The 14,531-nt window shown below is 56.6% G+C and carries 14 protein-coding genes; 3 read left to right on the plus strand and 11 right to left on the minus strand.

The window, feature by feature from the left end; all coding sequences use genetic code 11:
* Window positions 1-48 precede the first annotated feature (48 nt).
* Window positions 49-993 (minus strand): choline ABC transporter substrate-binding protein, encoded by a 945-nt coding sequence (locus tag ACWR1S_RS11865; RefSeq protein WP_034153600.1) that lies wholly within the window; start codon window positions 991-993, stop codon window positions 49-51.
* A 437-nt stretch (window positions 994-1,430) separates the two neighbouring features.
* On the opposite strand from ACWR1S_RS11865, the gene ACWR1S_RS11870 reads away from it, so the two are divergent.
* The gene (locus tag ACWR1S_RS11870; RefSeq protein WP_186616178.1) at window positions 1,431-2,807 is read left to right on the plus strand and encodes an L-serine ammonia-lyase; all 1,377 of its coding nucleotides are present in this window, start codon (window positions 1,431-1,433) and stop codon (window positions 2,805-2,807) included.
* 515 nt (window positions 2,808-3,322) lie between these two features.
* Complete coding sequence (gene gbdR / locus ACWR1S_RS11875) at window positions 3,323-4,426, plus strand: choline metabolism transcriptional regulator GbdR (RefSeq protein ID WP_007949927.1); 1,104 nt, start codon at window positions 3,323-3,325, stop codon at window positions 4,424-4,426.
* Window positions 4,427-4,551: 125 nt separating this feature from the next.
* On the opposite strand, the gene ACWR1S_RS11880 is transcribed toward gbdR, so the two are convergent.
* The 6 genes from ACWR1S_RS11880 to ACWR1S_RS11905 form a co-directional block, all read right to left on the minus strand.
* Entirely contained in the window at window positions 4,552-4,815 is a 264-nt protein-coding gene (locus tag ACWR1S_RS11880) for a hypothetical protein (RefSeq protein ID WP_095112758.1), read from the minus strand.
* Between the two features lie 370 nt (window positions 4,816-5,185).
* On the minus strand, window positions 5,186-6,349 hold the full coding sequence (locus tag ACWR1S_RS11885; protein ID WP_454563613.1) for a gamma-butyrobetaine dioxygenase: 1,164 nt from the start codon (window positions 6,347-6,349) through the stop codon (window positions 5,186-5,188).
* Between the two features lie 24 nt (window positions 6,350-6,373).
* Window positions 6,374-6,850: a thioesterase family protein gene (locus tag ACWR1S_RS11890; protein WP_454563614.1), complete on the minus strand. Its 477-nt coding sequence runs from the start codon at window positions 6,848-6,850 to the stop codon at window positions 6,374-6,376.
* 133 nt (window positions 6,851-6,983) lie between these two features.
* Window positions 6,984-7,949 (minus strand): L-carnitine dehydrogenase, encoded by a 966-nt coding sequence (locus ACWR1S_RS11895; RefSeq protein WP_011336297.1) that lies wholly within the window; start codon window positions 7,947-7,949, stop codon window positions 6,984-6,986.
* A 169-nt stretch (window positions 7,950-8,118) separates the two neighbouring features.
* Window positions 8,119-9,006 (minus strand): BKACE family enzyme, encoded by an 888-nt coding sequence (locus tag ACWR1S_RS11900; RefSeq protein WP_008083182.1) that lies wholly within the window; start codon window positions 9,004-9,006, stop codon window positions 8,119-8,121.
* 108 nt (window positions 9,007-9,114) lie between these two features.
* Window positions 9,115-10,059 carry a choline ABC transporter substrate-binding protein gene (locus ACWR1S_RS11905; protein WP_277759640.1) on the minus strand — a complete coding sequence of 315 codons (945 nt, stop codon included), beginning with the start codon at window positions 10,057-10,059 and terminating at the stop codon, window positions 9,115-9,117.
* A 207-nt stretch (window positions 10,060-10,266) separates the two neighbouring features.
* Here ACWR1S_RS11905 and ACWR1S_RS11910 point away from each other — a divergent pair, with 207 nt between their 5' ends.
* On the plus strand, window positions 10,267-11,214 hold the full coding sequence (locus tag ACWR1S_RS11910) for a GlxA family transcriptional regulator (protein WP_454563615.1): 948 nt from the start codon (window positions 10,267-10,269) through the stop codon (window positions 11,212-11,214).
* Between the two features lie 73 nt (window positions 11,215-11,287).
* On the opposite strand, the gene ACWR1S_RS11915 is transcribed toward ACWR1S_RS11910, so the two are convergent.
* The 4 genes from ACWR1S_RS11915 to ACWR1S_RS11930 form a co-directional block, all read right to left on the minus strand.
* Window positions 11,288-11,893, minus strand: a complete 606-nt coding sequence (locus ACWR1S_RS11915) for a Shedu immune nuclease family protein (protein WP_454563616.1) — start codon at window positions 11,891-11,893, stop codon at window positions 11,288-11,290.
* Between the two features lie 155 nt (window positions 11,894-12,048).
* Window positions 12,049-12,468, minus strand: coding sequence for a DUF3010 family protein (locus ACWR1S_RS11920; protein WP_454563617.1), 420 nt, complete (start codon window positions 12,466-12,468; stop codon window positions 12,049-12,051).
* Between the two features lie 148 nt (window positions 12,469-12,616).
* On the minus strand, window positions 12,617-13,798 hold the full coding sequence (locus ACWR1S_RS11925; protein ID WP_454563618.1) for a DUF4238 domain-containing protein: 1,182 nt from the start codon (window positions 13,796-13,798) through the stop codon (window positions 12,617-12,619).
* A 113-nt stretch (window positions 13,799-13,911) separates the two neighbouring features.
* A complete protein-coding gene (locus ACWR1S_RS11930) occupies window positions 13,912-14,313 on the minus strand; it encodes a lysozyme inhibitor LprI family protein (RefSeq protein WP_454563619.1) in 402 nt (133 codons plus the stop codon).
* Between the last annotated feature and the right edge of the window lie 218 nt (window positions 14,314-14,531).

Below are 14,531 nucleotides of genomic sequence, written 5' to 3' on the forward strand. Positions count from 1 at the left end.
GCAAGGAAATAAACAGCCCGGGTGGGCGAACCCACCCGGCATAAGCGATTACTGGAGTTTGGCTTTCACGGCCTCCAGGCCAGGTTTACCGTCAATGGTGGTCACGCCAGCGAGCCAGGTATCGAGCACTTGTGGATTCTTTTTCAGCCAGGCCTTGGCGGCCGCGTCAGGCTTCATCTTGTCGTCGAGGATGTTGCCCATCAGTTCGCTTTCCATATCGACGTTGAACTCCAGGTTCTTCAACAACTGACCGACGTTGCTGCATTCCTCGGCGTAACCCTTGCGGGTGTTGGTCGCCACGGTCGCCGCACCGAAATCGGGGCCGAAGAAATCATCGCCACCGGTCAGGTATTGAATCTTGAAGCGCTTGTTCATCGGGTGCGGCGCCCAGCCGAGGAAGACCACGGCGGTGTCGCGTTTCTGCGCGCGATCCACCTGCGAGAGCATGCCCGCTTCGGATGATTCAACCACTTTGAAACCGGCGGTTTTCAGGCCGAAGGCGTCCTTGTCGATCATGCTCTGGATCAGACGGTTGCCGTCGTTGCCAGGCTCGATGCCGTAGATCTTGCCGTCGAGTTCTTTCTTGAATTTGGCGATGTCGGCGAAGTCATGCAGACCTTTGTCATAAAGGGCTTGCGGCACGGCGAGGGTGTACTTGGCGCCCTTGAGGTTGGTGCGCACGGTTTCCACGGTGCCGGCGTCGCGATAGGCCTTGATGTCGTTTTCCATGGTCGGCATCCAGTTGCCGAGGAACACGTCCATGTTCTTGCCGTCGGCCAGCGACTTGTAGGTCACAGGCACGGAGATCATGGTGGTCTTGGTCTTGTAGCCGAGGGCGTTGAGGACGACGGAGGTGGTGGCGGTGGTGGCGGTGATGTCGGTCCAGCCGACATCGGAGAAGTTAACGGTACTGCACTGCGCCGGTTCTGCAGCTTGCGCCAGTAACGGCAGACTCAGCATGGCGGCCAACAACAACGACGGGGAACCTTTCATGGATGGACTCCTTGGTGTTTTTTTTGGCAGTGTTCCGACTGTGGACCACCGCACTTATAGGTTGCGGTTGGATGGCGTTCTGGAGACAGCTCTACCACGGCGCCTTGCAATCGAGTCACAACGATCATGTACCAGTGAAAATCTGACGCCTACAGGGGGGGTCGTATCCAGTACAGGGATGGTCGTATCTAGTGTCGGTGACGTCGTTTACAGCTTTTTTCAGCCCCCGATGGCCATCTGAACCGCATAAAAACGGCGAAAAACCGGGGCGAAAACGGCGCGGCGCTGGTGGACATGAGTGCGTCGGTGTCAGACGCCGTGCGCTCCGACAAAAGCCTGATGATGCGGGCATTCCGGCGGATCGCAGCTTGAGCGTAGCAGCTCCGCCAGCGGGCGCTTTTGCGCCCCGGACCGGCATCCTCAGGAGCTCTGCAGCAATGGCTATCAGCGTTTTCGACCTGTTCAAAATCGGCATCGGCCCTTCCAGTTCCCACACCGTCGGGCCGATGCGCGCGGCGGCGTTGTTCGTCGAGTCGTTAAGGGACAAGCATCAACTGGAACAGGTGCGGCGGATCGAAGTGCAGCTATACGGATCGCTGTCGGCGACCGGTATCGGTCACGGCAGCGACAACGCGGTGATCATGGGTTTGATGGGCGAGTGGCCGGATGCAATCGACCCCTCGCAGATCGGCCCGCGGATTCAGGCGCTGCGCGAAACTCACACACTTTTATTGGATGGTCGTTTGTCGGTGCCGTTTGTCTGGGCGCGGGACATGCGCCTGATCGATGAAAACCTGCCTTTCCATCCCAATGCCATGACGATTGTGGCCGAGGGCGATCACGGCGAACTGCACCGAGATACCTACTATTCGGTGGGTGGCGGCTTTGTCGTGGACCAAGCGCAGGCGTCCAGCGGTGTCGTCGATCTGGATCGCACGGAGTTGCCTTACGACTTTTCCAGTGCGGTCGAGCTGCTGGAGTTGTGCAAGAAGAACAATTTGCGCGTTGCCGAACTGATGATGGCCAATGAAAAGGTCTGGCGCAGTGAAGAAGAAATCCGCGCCGGGCTGATGAAGCTGTGGCGGGCGATGCAGGATTGCGTCGAGCAGGGGCTCAAGCACGAAGGCATCCTGCCCGGCGGATTGAATGTGCGCCGGCGTGCGGCGAAGTTGCATCGCAGTCTTCAGGAGTTGGGCAAGCCCAATGTGATCGGCTCGACGCTCAGCGCGATGGAGTGGGTCAACCTGTTCGCCCTGGCAGTTAATGAAGAGAATGCGGCGGGCGGGCGCATGGTCACGGCGCCGACCAATGGCGCGGCGGGGATCATTCCGGCGGTGTTGCACTATTTTATGAAGTTCAGCGAAGCGGTGACGGACGCCAATGTGGTCGACTACTTCCTCGGTGCAGCGGCGGTGGGGATTCTGTGCAAAAAGAATGCTTCGATCTCGGGCGCCGAGGTGGGCTGTCAGGGTGAGGTCGGTTCGGCGTGCGCGATGGCGGCGGCGGGCCTGGCGGAGATTCTCGGCGCTACGCCGGAGCAGTTGTGCAACGCGGCGGAGATTGGCCTGGAACATAACCTCGGGCTGACCTGCGATCCGGTCGGTGGCCTGGTGCAAGTCCCTTGCATCGAGCGCAATGCGATTGCGGCGGTGAAGGCGATCAACGCGGCGCAGATGGCGTTGCGTGGCGACGGTCAGCACTTTATTTCGCTGGACCGGGTGATCCGCACCATGCGCGATACCGGTGCCGACATGCATGACAAATATAAAGAAACCTCGCGCGGTGGCTTGGCGGTCAGCGCGGTTGAGTGCTGAGATCGAGTCGCCTCCATCGCGAGCAGACTCACTCCTACAGGGGCGCGCATTCCAAATGTAGGAGTGAGCCTGCTCGCGATGGGGTCAGACCAGTCAAAATTGCTCATCAAGTGAACACGCGCGATCAATCACGCCACCTTTTAGCGCGTCGCAAACAGATAAGAGTCTTTCCCAGCTGTTACATGCATTCAGCACCCCCTACCGTCCGTCACCCGTGCCTGCGGTGACACTCCTCACAAACTGCGCGCAGGCCAGTTCCCACAAGTGCTACCGATTTGCTCACACCCCTGGGGGCAGGGCGCTCGGCAACACTAATGGCACTTCGAAACACCTCTCGTCGGACGTCTCGTATAGACACGTCGCGACGTCGTTTTCAGGAGTTATTGAACGGCCATCCAATTTTAGGCATGGCAATTGCTCTGTCATAACAAAGCCCGTCTCCCACGCGAGAACGCTGGCAATAACAAGAGCCTCCGCCTGAGGCCATCACCTGCTTTGTGTGAGGAGATACCGCGATGACGTCGTTCAACTCCGGGGCCCAACCCCAGAACCGTGCGCCTCAATCCATCGGCTTTCTGCTGCTGGACAATTTCACGCTGATTTCCCTGGCCTCCGCAGTAGAGCCACTGCGCATGGCCAACCAATTGTCCGGTCGCGAGCTGTATCGCTGGAGCACCCTCACCGTCGATGGCGGCCAGGTGTGGGCCAGTGACGGTCTGCAAATCACTCCCGATGCCTCCATGCACAAAGCCCCGCCACTGGACACCGTGATTGTCTGCGGCGGCATCGGTATTCAACGCACCGTGACCCGTGAACACGTCTCGTGGCTGCAAAGCCAGGCACGCCAGTCCAAGCGTCTTGGCGCCGTGTGCACCGGCAGTTGGGCATTGGCCTGCGCTGGCCTGCTCGACGGTTTCGATTGCAGCGTGCACTGGGAATGTCTGGCGGCGATGCAGGAAGCTTTTCCGCGCGTGGCCATGAGCACGCGTCTGTTCACCCTCGACCGTAACCGTTTCACCAGCTCCGGTGGCACCGCGCCGCTGGACATGATGTTGCACCTGATCAGCCGCGATCACGGTCGTGAACTGTCCGCCGCGATCTCGGAAATGTTCGTCTACGAACGCATCCGCAACGAACAGGACCACCAGCGCGTGCCGCTCAAGCACATGCTCGGCACCAATCAGCCGAAATTGCAGGAAATCGTTGCGCTGATGGAAGCCAACCTCGAAGAGCCGATCGATCTCGACGAACTGGCGGTTTATGTCGCCGTGTCGCGTCGACAGCTGGAGCGGCTGTTCCAGAAGTACCTGCACTGCTCGCCGTCGCGTTATTACTTGAAGCTGCGTCTGATCCGCGCCCGGCAACTGCTCAAGCAGACGCCGATGTCGATCATCGAAGTGGCGTCGGTGTGTGGATTCGTCTCCACGCCGCACTTCTCCAAGTGCTACCGCGAATACTTCGGCATTCCGCCGCGTGACGAGCGCGTAGGCTCCAACACCACCCAGCAAGTGGCGATGCTGCCACTGCCGCAGGCGATTGTAATGTCGCCGCTGTCGGGGCCGATGTCGGCGTTGAGTCAGGCGCGTAATGAGTCGACGTTTGCCAGCGTAAGGCTCTGATAAGGATCGTTCCCACGCTCGGCGTGGGAACGCAGCCCGGGACGCTCTGCGTCCCAAAAGGCCGAACGCGGAGCGTCCGTTGAGGCATTCCCACGCAGAGCGTGGGAATGATCAGGTGAGCAACGTCAGGCGCTATGGCTTTGCTGGAAGTCCGCCAGTGCCGGCAACAACTGCTTGTCGATCGCCTGACGCACCGCTGGCTGGATGCTGGCGCCGCTGGTGTACATGTCCTTGACCATCTTGCGCAGTTCAAACGCGCGAACGTTATCCAGACCGCGCACCGCGCACTCGCAAGCCTGATCGGCGGTAGTACCACTGGGTACTTGAATACCCAATGCCTTGAGCTGGCCCAACAAATCTTCCTGATCGATCAAATCGGCATACATCATGACGCGCATCCTTCTTCAATAACGGAGGTCGTGGCTCGATTCTGGTAGCCACGCCGGGGCACGGCAAGGGCGTTTTGTCGCAGTGGCTGCGACGGCTATGAACAGGTCGTTTTCGGCTAACTTGCCGCTCAAGGGAGTGGGCACACTGAACTCAGCTTGCAACACGAAGGTTTGGTCACCCTCGCACGGCAGCTCCTCAACAGTAGCTTGAGCCCCGATCCAGTCACGGCTGGTATCGGGGCTTTTTTTTGCTGTGAATCAGATAGTGTGGTGGTGATTGATTTGACGCCATCGCGAGCAGGCTCACTCCTACAGTTGAAATGCATTCCCCTGTGGGAGTGAGCCTGCTCGCGATGAACGATGACGCGGTCTAACGCTGCAACACCAGAATCCGCGACAACAACTCATCCCGGTCGACATAACAACCCTGGAAATGTCGCGCCCCCGTGGCTGGATCGAAGGCATTGCGCGCATGCAACGTGCGGCGGTTATCGAAGCACCACAGCTCACCGGGGTTGAGCCGCTGCATCAGCCGAAACCGTGGCTCACGGGTCATCGCGATAAAGCGTCGATAAGCCCGATACAACCGTGGCATCTGCTCTACCGACGTATCGAACGCTCCGCGCAGAAAGTTTGCCATGCGGATTTCCGCCACGCGCCCCAACGCATCCAAAGCAATGATCGGCGCCAGACCGCGATAGTCGCTATGACGATCCTTGTTGCGAAACTCCACGGGGATGTCACACAGCGCCTGAAACGCTGCCGGGTCCTCACTGCGCAACGCATCGGCAATCGCAAATCCGTCGACAAAAATACTCTCGCCACCCTCGGCGTCATTCACCAGACAATGCAGAAATTGCAGCCCCGGTTGCAGCTCGCGGGTGGGCAGATCGGTGTGCAACGGCAAATTGAAAGCGGTATAGGCATTGCTGTCGGCATCGGCCTTGGACTGCACGTTGAACAGCACGCCGAAGTTGCTCTCACGAATGAAGGAAATACGTTGCGCGATGAGCCTCAGTGAACCGGGCTCGGTAGGCACGCCGCGCACTTGCGTCAGGCCGATGTCGCGTACGGCGAGCAGCCATTGCAGCAGGGCAGCGTTGTCGTTCATCAGTGCCGCGTATTCGAACACTGGCAACTGCAGATCGCTACGCCAAAGAAAGGGCTTGGGCTTGGCGGCCAGACGTTCGGCGCGGGATTCATCATCGTAGGCATGCGCGCGCAACCAGCCAGGATCGAAACGGCTGAGGTGACCGTCCTGCCAGTCGATGCGCAGGCAGCCATCGGTGTCGATATGCGCGGCCGCTGGTTTCAGATCATCAGCCACATCGACAATCTCGAAAACCTGCTCGCGGGTGACGCTGTAGACACACTGCTGACACGGGCAGTTATCCCGCAACCAGACATGGTGGAACGGACTGACACGACCGTCAGCCCATTCAATGGCAACGCGATCCGCGAGGGTCTGCACGCCACCGAGCGCGCTGATCAACGGATAAGTACGGAAATCGGCAACAGCGGCAGCGGTGTTCATGGCGGCTCCTAGCGATTGATGGATTTACCTTGCAGGTGGCAGTGCGATAACGCGGCCGATGTAAGCGGGAGCAGGCAAGTCTTCCTGCTCGGCGATGATGTCTTGCAGACGGTTCAAGGTGTCCGGGCTGAACAGCGCCGAGCGCGGGCCGGCGAGGTCGACATGCAAGAGCATTTGTTCGTTGCCGGCCAGTTCCTGCGCATCACCGACCTTGTGCAGGCTGTGATAGAGGTGCAGGCGTTTGCTGTCGTGGCCGATGATTTGCGTGCGCACTTCAACCTCGGTTTCGAGCTTCACTTCGTGCAGGTAATTGAGGTGCAGTTCGAGGGTGAACAGTGAGTGGCCGCTGGCGTCGCGGTTGTTGCTGTCCATGCCGAGACGGTCCATCAGAGCGTCGGTGGCGTAGCTGAAAATCAGCAGGTAGAAGGCGTCACGCAGGTGGCCGTTGTAGTCGACCCAGTCGGGGATGATTGTGGTTTGGTAGGTGGTGAGGTTGGGCATGTGTTCTCCTGACGCGATCGTTCCTACGCTCTGCGTGGGAACGCCTCTTGTGACGCTCTGCGTCACGCTTCTGGGACGCGGAGCGTCCCGGGCTGCATTCCCACGCAGAGCGTGGGAACGATCATTAAACGGCCTATTCGCTGAAACTCATCCCATGCTTTTCCTTTGTGGTCTTCACCGCTTCAAGCACCGCCAGCAAGCAATCATCTCGATAGCGTTCCAGCGCCGAAATGCTGTGGCGACCAAGCTGATCGCTGGTGCCATCAACCACATCATCAATCAACTTGTCAGTCAGTTCCGGCGCCGGCAAATACGTCCACGGCAACTGCAACGCCGGGCCGAACTGCGACATGAAGTGGCGCATGCCCGCATCACCACCGGCCAGCGTATAAGTCAGGAACGTGCCCATAAACGACCAGCGCAATCCAGCGCCAAAACGGATCGCATCGTCGATCTCGCCCGTGGTCGCGACACCGTCGTTAACCAGGTGCAATGCCTCACGCCACAGCGCTTCGAGCAAGCGATCGGCAATGAATCCTGGCACTTCCTTGCGCACGTGCAACGGACGCATGCCGAGAGATTCGTAGACTTTCATCGCCGCTTGCACAGCTTCCGGCGCAGTGTTTTTGCCTCCGACCACTTCGACCAACGGCAGCAAATAAACCGGGTTGAACGGGTGGCCGACCACGCAGCGTTCAGGGTGCGTTGAACTCTCGTAGAACTCACTTGGCAGCAGGCCCGACGTACTCGAACCGATCAACGCATTCGGCTTGGCCGCTGCACTGATTTTGCTGTGCAGATCGAGCTTCAACTCGAGACGTTCCGGGGCGCTTTCCTGAATGAAATCGGCATCGCGCACGCACTCTTCGATGGTCGCGACAAAGCGCAGACGATCCTGCGAAGCGCCCGGCGCCAGACCGTTTTTCTCCAGTGCGCCCCAGGCGTTGGCCACGCGTTTGCGCAGCGCCGCTTCGGCGCCGGGTGCCGGGTCCCAGGCCACCACATCCAGACCGTGGGCTAGTGCGCGGGCAACCCAACCGCTGCCGATGACACCGCTGCCGAGCGCGGCGAAGGTTTTGATTTCGGTGATAAAGCTCATAGGGATTTTCCCGAGTAAGGTGATCCCTGTAGGAGCTGCCGAAGGCTCGGGCCGCGATCGGACGATCTTTTGATCTTGACCTTGAAAAACAAAATCAAAAGATCGCAGCCTTCGGCAGCTCCTACAGGTGAGATTGGGGGCAGTCAGAGCCCATTCTTTGAGCTGAGGGTCAGCCGCGCTGGGTCAGGCCCATTTTCTTGCGGCCTTCGGCAGGGGTGAGCACGCGGGCACCGAGTCGGCTGAGGATTTCGCTGGCGCGCTCCACTAATTGGCCATTGGTCGCCAGCACGCCTTTGTCCAACCACAGGTTGTCTTCCAGCCCGACCCGCACGTTGCCGCCAAGCAACACCGCTTGCGCCGCCATCGGCATCTGCATCCGGCCAATCCCAAACCCGGCCCACACAGCATCGGCGGGCAGGTTGTCGACCATGGCTTTCATCGTCGTGGTATCCGCCGGCGCGCCCCATGGAATGCCCAGGCACAGCTGAAACAGCGGGTTATCGAGCAAACCTTCCTTGATCATCTGCTTGGCAAACCACAGATGTCCGGTATCGAAAATTTCCAGCTCAGCCTTCACACCCAACTCGGTAATACGCTTGGCGCCGGCCCGCAGTTGCGCCGGGGTGGAGACGTAAATGGTGTCGCCATCACCGAAGTTCAGCGTGCCGCAATCAAGGGTGCAGATTTCCGGCAACAGCGCTTCAACGTGGGCGAGACGAGTCAACGGGCCGACCAGATCGGTGTTCGGGCCGAACTCCATCGGGTTCTCGCCGGCACCGATTTCCAGGTCGCCGCCCATGCCGGCGGTGAGGTTGACGATGATGTCGACGTCGGCTTCGCGGATGCGCTCCATCACTTCGCGGTACAGCGCCACGTCGCGGCTGAACTTGCCGGTCTGCGGATCGCGCACATGACAATGCACAACGGTGGCGCCGGCCTTGGCCGCTTCAACGGCTGCCGCTGCAATTTGTTTCGGGGTGACCGGCACGTGCGGGCTCTTGGCGGTCGTGTCGCCAGCACCGGTGAGTGCGCAGGTGATGATGACGTCGTGGTTCATGGTGCGGTTTCCTTCAGGCGTGATGGGTCTGTCCGCAGCCCTTTTCGGGCTGCGAAGCGTCGTTCAGTTCCCTCTCCCAACGGGAGAGGGATAGGGTGAGGGTGGCGGTTATTTGCTGGTCAGCTGGAGGTTTTCAGCGGCCGGTTTGCCATCGAACGTGGTCACACCTTCCAGCCAGCGCTGCTTGTCTTCCGGGTGATCCTTGAGCCATTGCCTGGCCGATTCGAAAGCGTCCTTGTGGTCGAGCAAGGGTTGCATCATCCGGCTCTCGTCCTCGGCGGTGAACGTCAGGTTGGTCAGCAGACGGCCAACGTTTGGGCATTGCTCGGCGTATTTTGGCGCCGTGACCGTCCACACCGTTGCCATGCCTTCGTTCGGGCCGAGGGCGTCGTCGCTGCCGGTCAAATAAGTCATCTTCACGTTGACGTTCATCGGGTGTGGCGCCCAGCCGAAGAACACCACGGCCTCTTTGCGGCGCACGGCGCGATCGACGGCGGCGAGCATGCCGGCCTCACTGGATTCGACCAGCTGAAATTTGCCGAGGCCGAACTGGTTCTTGGCGATCATTGCCTTGATCTGCGTGTTGGCACCCGAGCCTGGCTCGATGCCGTAGATCTTGCCGCCCAGTTCTTTTTCAAACTTGGCGATGTCGGCGAAGGTTTTCAGGCCTTTGTCGGCCAGATAGGTCGGTACGGCGAGGGTCGCACGGGCGTCTTTCAGACTCGGCGCTTCGAGGACTTTGACTTGGTTGGCGTCGACGAACGGGGTGATGGTCTGGGTCATCAACGGGTTCCAGTAACCGAGGAACAGGTCCAGGCGCTGATCGCGGATCCCGGCGAAGATGATTTGCTGGGACGCGCTGGTTTGTTTGGTGTTGTAGCCGAGGCCGTCGAGCAGGACCTGGGTCATGGCACTGGTGGCGATCACGTCGGTCCAATTGACCACGCCCATGCGCACGTTCTGGCACGACGCCGGGTCGGCTGCCATGACGCTGGCGCTCAAGAAAGCGGTACCGCTGAGTGCAAGAACACAGCTGCTGATCAGTCGTTTCATGTCGGGTTCCTCGGCAGGTCGTTTATTGTGGTTCCCGGCGTCTGATGCGCCGGTGATGCAAAGTTACGCAGCAATGCGCCCGTGAAAGCGCACTGCGGCGACTGGCATTTGCACTGTAGCGACCTGCACGCTTGAACGCCGACGACAATCGGCGTATCAACGAGCCACGCTACCCTCCCTCTCGTTACCCGCGAATCGAGTGCGCACATGTCCCAGGATTTCTACTTCTTGCTGATGCCGGGGTTCTCCGCCATCGGCTTTATTTCCGCGATCGAACCGCTACGCGTGGCCAACCGCTTTCGTGGCGAGTTGTACCGCTGGCATGTGCTCAGCGCGGATGGCGGGGCGGTGCTGGCGAGCAATGGCATGTCGGTCAACGCCGACGCGGCACTGGAGCCGTTGAAGAAAGGCGCGACGCTGTTGGTGGTGGCCGGGTTTGAACCACTGAAGTTCGCCACGCCTACGCTGGAGCATTGGCTGCGCCGACTGGATAACGACGGCGTGACCCTCGGCGCCATCGACACCGGCAGCTTCGTCCTTGCCGAGGCGGGCCTGCTCGATGGCCATCGTCTGACCCTGCACTGGGAAGCCATCGACGCGTTCAAGGAGTCTTATCCACAGCTCAGCGTCACCCAGGAGCTTTTCGAGATTGACCGCCGGCGCATCACTTCGGCGGGCGGCACCGCTTCCATCGATTTAATGCTCGATCTGATCGCCCAGGCTCACGGGCCGCAACTGGCGATTCAGGTCAGCGAGCAGTTTGTGCTGGGGCGCATTCGTCCACGCAAAGACCACCAACGCATGGAAGTCGCCACGCGTTACGGGATCAACAACAAGAAACTGGTGCAAGTGATCGGCGAGATGGAGCAACACAGCGAACCGCCGCTGACCACGTTGCAATTGGCAGAATCGATCAAAGTGACGCGACGGCAATTGGAGCGCTTGTTTCGGCTGCACCTGAACGATACACCGAGCAATTTCTATCTGCGCTTGCGACTGGAAAAGGCCCGGCAGCTACTGCGCCAGACCGACATGAGCGTGCTCGAAGTCAGCATCGCCTGCGGGTTTGAATCACCTTCGTATTTCACCCGCAGCTACCGGGCGAAATTTGCCCGGTGTCCACGGGAGGATCGACGTACGATACCTATAGATTAGAGGTTGAATATTTTGGTAATTGAAAGTCAATAAAGACTACCGCTAACAGTTGTTTTTTTATTTTTTGGGGGGGTTAGCGGATTTTGTTATAACTTCTGTTTTGATAGGCTACACATTCTAAATAGCCGGGAAAGTTGCTGCCGGTGAGAAAGTCTTTTCTTTCTCTTGCCCATCCGTCATAAGTTCTTATTTGGATGTGGTGGTTTTCTTCGGTCTTGGCTGTCCATCTATCCTGTCTTTGGATGCTGTTAATCTCGGCGCTTCGACCGTATATCAGTATCCCTCGGGGGGCATACATTGTGATCGCGTCCCCGGATTTTCGTCTTAAGGGTTCTAATTGTTGATTTAGTGACTCTCTATTTTTGGAGCACCAAATTAGCCAGTCATTGACTTGTTGCAATGCTTGATTGAAATCTTGAGTAAATTGATCGTTTTTTGTGAAGATGGATTTGCTCGGGCTTTCTAGCTCGACCAGATAAACAAAGCACCGTCCCGACTGAGGGTTAACATATGAGAAGTCAGTTACGTAGTCGGTGCCAAGTGGGAATTTTCGTATAACAGCGTTGCCCATGAAGTACCCGCTTCCGCAGATGGCTCCAACATTAGACTCAAAAAAATTTTGACAGTCGCGCTCTTCGGGGTTTGTTTGTAATAGTGCTTCTAGTGTGTTGTTTGTCATGTTTTATTTAATGTTTTAGTATGTTTGTGATTGTGCTGATTTTTTTGCGTGAAGTAAATTTGGTCTTGTTGTATTTGTTTCGCTATGCATCAGTCATAGTGAGTGTAAATAGATACGGTCTCGGTACGAGCATATTAATTTTTACCGATCAATCCCTAGATTTTTTTCACCAATGCCGCGCAACCTGCCTTGTACGCCTCATGCTGATACTTGTTCAGCGTTCCCGGCAGCTCAAAGTTGTGCTTCTTGGCCTGGGCATTGATCGTCTGCGGAGACAGCAGCGTCACCTCGCAGCCATCCAGCAACTGAAACACGCCCTCGATCTTGAACGTGGTCGGCCCGCCGGCAAATTCGCCCTTCTTGCTGCGCTTCTTGATCGCGATGCGATCAATGGCGTTTTCCCGCACAAAAGATGCTACCTGCGCGGCGAATATTTTGACGTTGGCCGCGTCGTCGTCATTGTCCAGCGCAATTTTCTTGGTGCTCAGAGCGACATGGCTCAGCACCGAACCGTTGACGGACGCCACGGCGATGATCGCTTCACTGCCTTTGATTTCGATTCCGCAGATGTTCATGTGTGTACCTTAATTGGCTAAAGCACTGCAGCTTACAACTCTAGAGGGGTATCGGAAATGACAAACGCTGCTTCAGTTTTCTCACTGTGGTCTCGTGCGTTGTGGCGATGCTCTAAAAATTATGGTGCAAAGTTTGTTCGGGCCCCTCCTATCGAGCCGAAAGCGTCCTCAAAAAGTGATATAGATTTGTGTCGTGCATTACTGGTACTAGCGTAGAGATGTTCCCTGTATTTAAATTTACGTGTGTTTTTGGAGTGCGCCCTTCACGTATGTCGCGCTCATCCCAGCGGCTCCTGGATTTAAAAAAAATTTCATTTTCTTTTTGTTGTGATTTTTGAGGCTGTTTTGCATCAATCATGGCGTTTAATTTTTTGAGGCTTATAAGTCTTGGATCTGGTTGTAAGAAAAAAGAATCCCCGATAGAGGGCCAGAATGTTGTTTTGATGTTTGCTTCAGGGAAAAGCCAGTTTTTATCTAGCGCTCCGATATATTTTTTAGAATTTGTTTTTAGTATAAAGTTTATTGCGATTACTTCTTCTTCAGAGACCTCTCTTCCGAACTGAATAGTGCTGGTGTCAAATACGCTGTTTTCGTAGTACTTCGGCGATGATCTTATTTTTAGGGGGTTCATACCTGGATTTTTGACTAATTCAGGACGAGTGATGATCAGGCATCTGTCGATGCAAAGAGGGAATATCGTCTGCGTTCCAACTCTTTCGATGATTGCTTGGCCCGCTATTGTACATTCATTAGATTTTGGAAATATTTTCCGATTGTAAGTCGTGATAGGCGCGTCAGAGATTATGAATTTTGTTTGGGATTGAGTGCAAGATACTATTTCCCATATCCCTTCCGTCCAACTATTCAGGAATAACTCGTATGAAACTCCCATGGCTCCGATTTTGAATTGATGATTCATTGCTTTTTTATTGTCAAAGATCTCCAGCATCTTTGGTGTTCTGAAGAGTTGGGCACACATGAATTTCACAAAATCTAAAAAACTTTCCGTTGTGTTTTCTAACGATTCAGGATGTGAGATGCTTGAAATTGTTTGCTCTCCCTTTCTGTCTACATCGCCGAAAAATTTCTTTTCTACTATGTCGGTCGAGTTCTCTCCAAAATAAAGTGTGTATAAATGCTCCTTCTTGAATGCTTTTTTTGTTCCGAAGTGTTCGAGTTCCCTTTTTGGGGTTTTTCTTCCGTCTTTTTGTGTATTAAATCCTGGGTTTAAATCTAGATAATGAAGTTTGGTGTTTTGTGGGTAGTTGATAAATCTCTTCTGCAGCCACTGAGGAACATAGTGATTGTTTTTTGTGAAATTCCCTTTCATCGATTTCCCGTCAAATAATTGTTTGAGTCAAACTGGTGGCAGGACTGGCCAAGCCGACCTCCGCTGGCTGTTGTATAGCTTGTTCGATCAGCATTGAATGGCGTACGGGCGATTTACTCTTGGCCTATCGACTCCAAAAACTCCGACCGTTCATCACTCATCCGCGCTATGCAGTCATTCTGCGCAATTGTGAACGCCTTGCTGCCCGCCGTCGCCGGGAACGCCTCCACCGCGCAATCCGCATCCCGCGTCTTCAGCCACTGCTGCTGTGCGGTTTTGAGTTTGGCGGTGATATCCGCCAATTGCGTAGGGTTCTTGCCATACGCCATCTGCATGCGCTCGTTGAGGCTGGCGTAGTTGTCCTTGAGCAGGTCTTCAGCAGTACTGCGGCTGTAGGTCGAGCATTCCAGGGTCTGGACGTCGTTTTCGACGGCGTCGCACGGATTGTTGTCGGACTCTTCAGCGGCGTGTACGCCGGTCGCCATCAGTGCCAAAGCCAGGAAGATCGATTTCATTGTTGTCGCCGCTCTAATCCAGTGGTGTATCCAAGATGCGCAAGATTCTGGCTCAAGCTGGCGGGCTTGAACAGGTAGCTGATCGGAGCGTCGGGCGACCCTTTGTCGCGGATTGACGCTTTCGGCAATTCCCCTGTCGTTTTTGCACCCGGTCGCCCCGGCACCGAGGCATATGCTGGCCCCAAAGCGCCGGCAGACGATTCGGCGCATGAATCGCC

The organism is Pseudomonas sp. AIG (assembly GCF_977020205.1).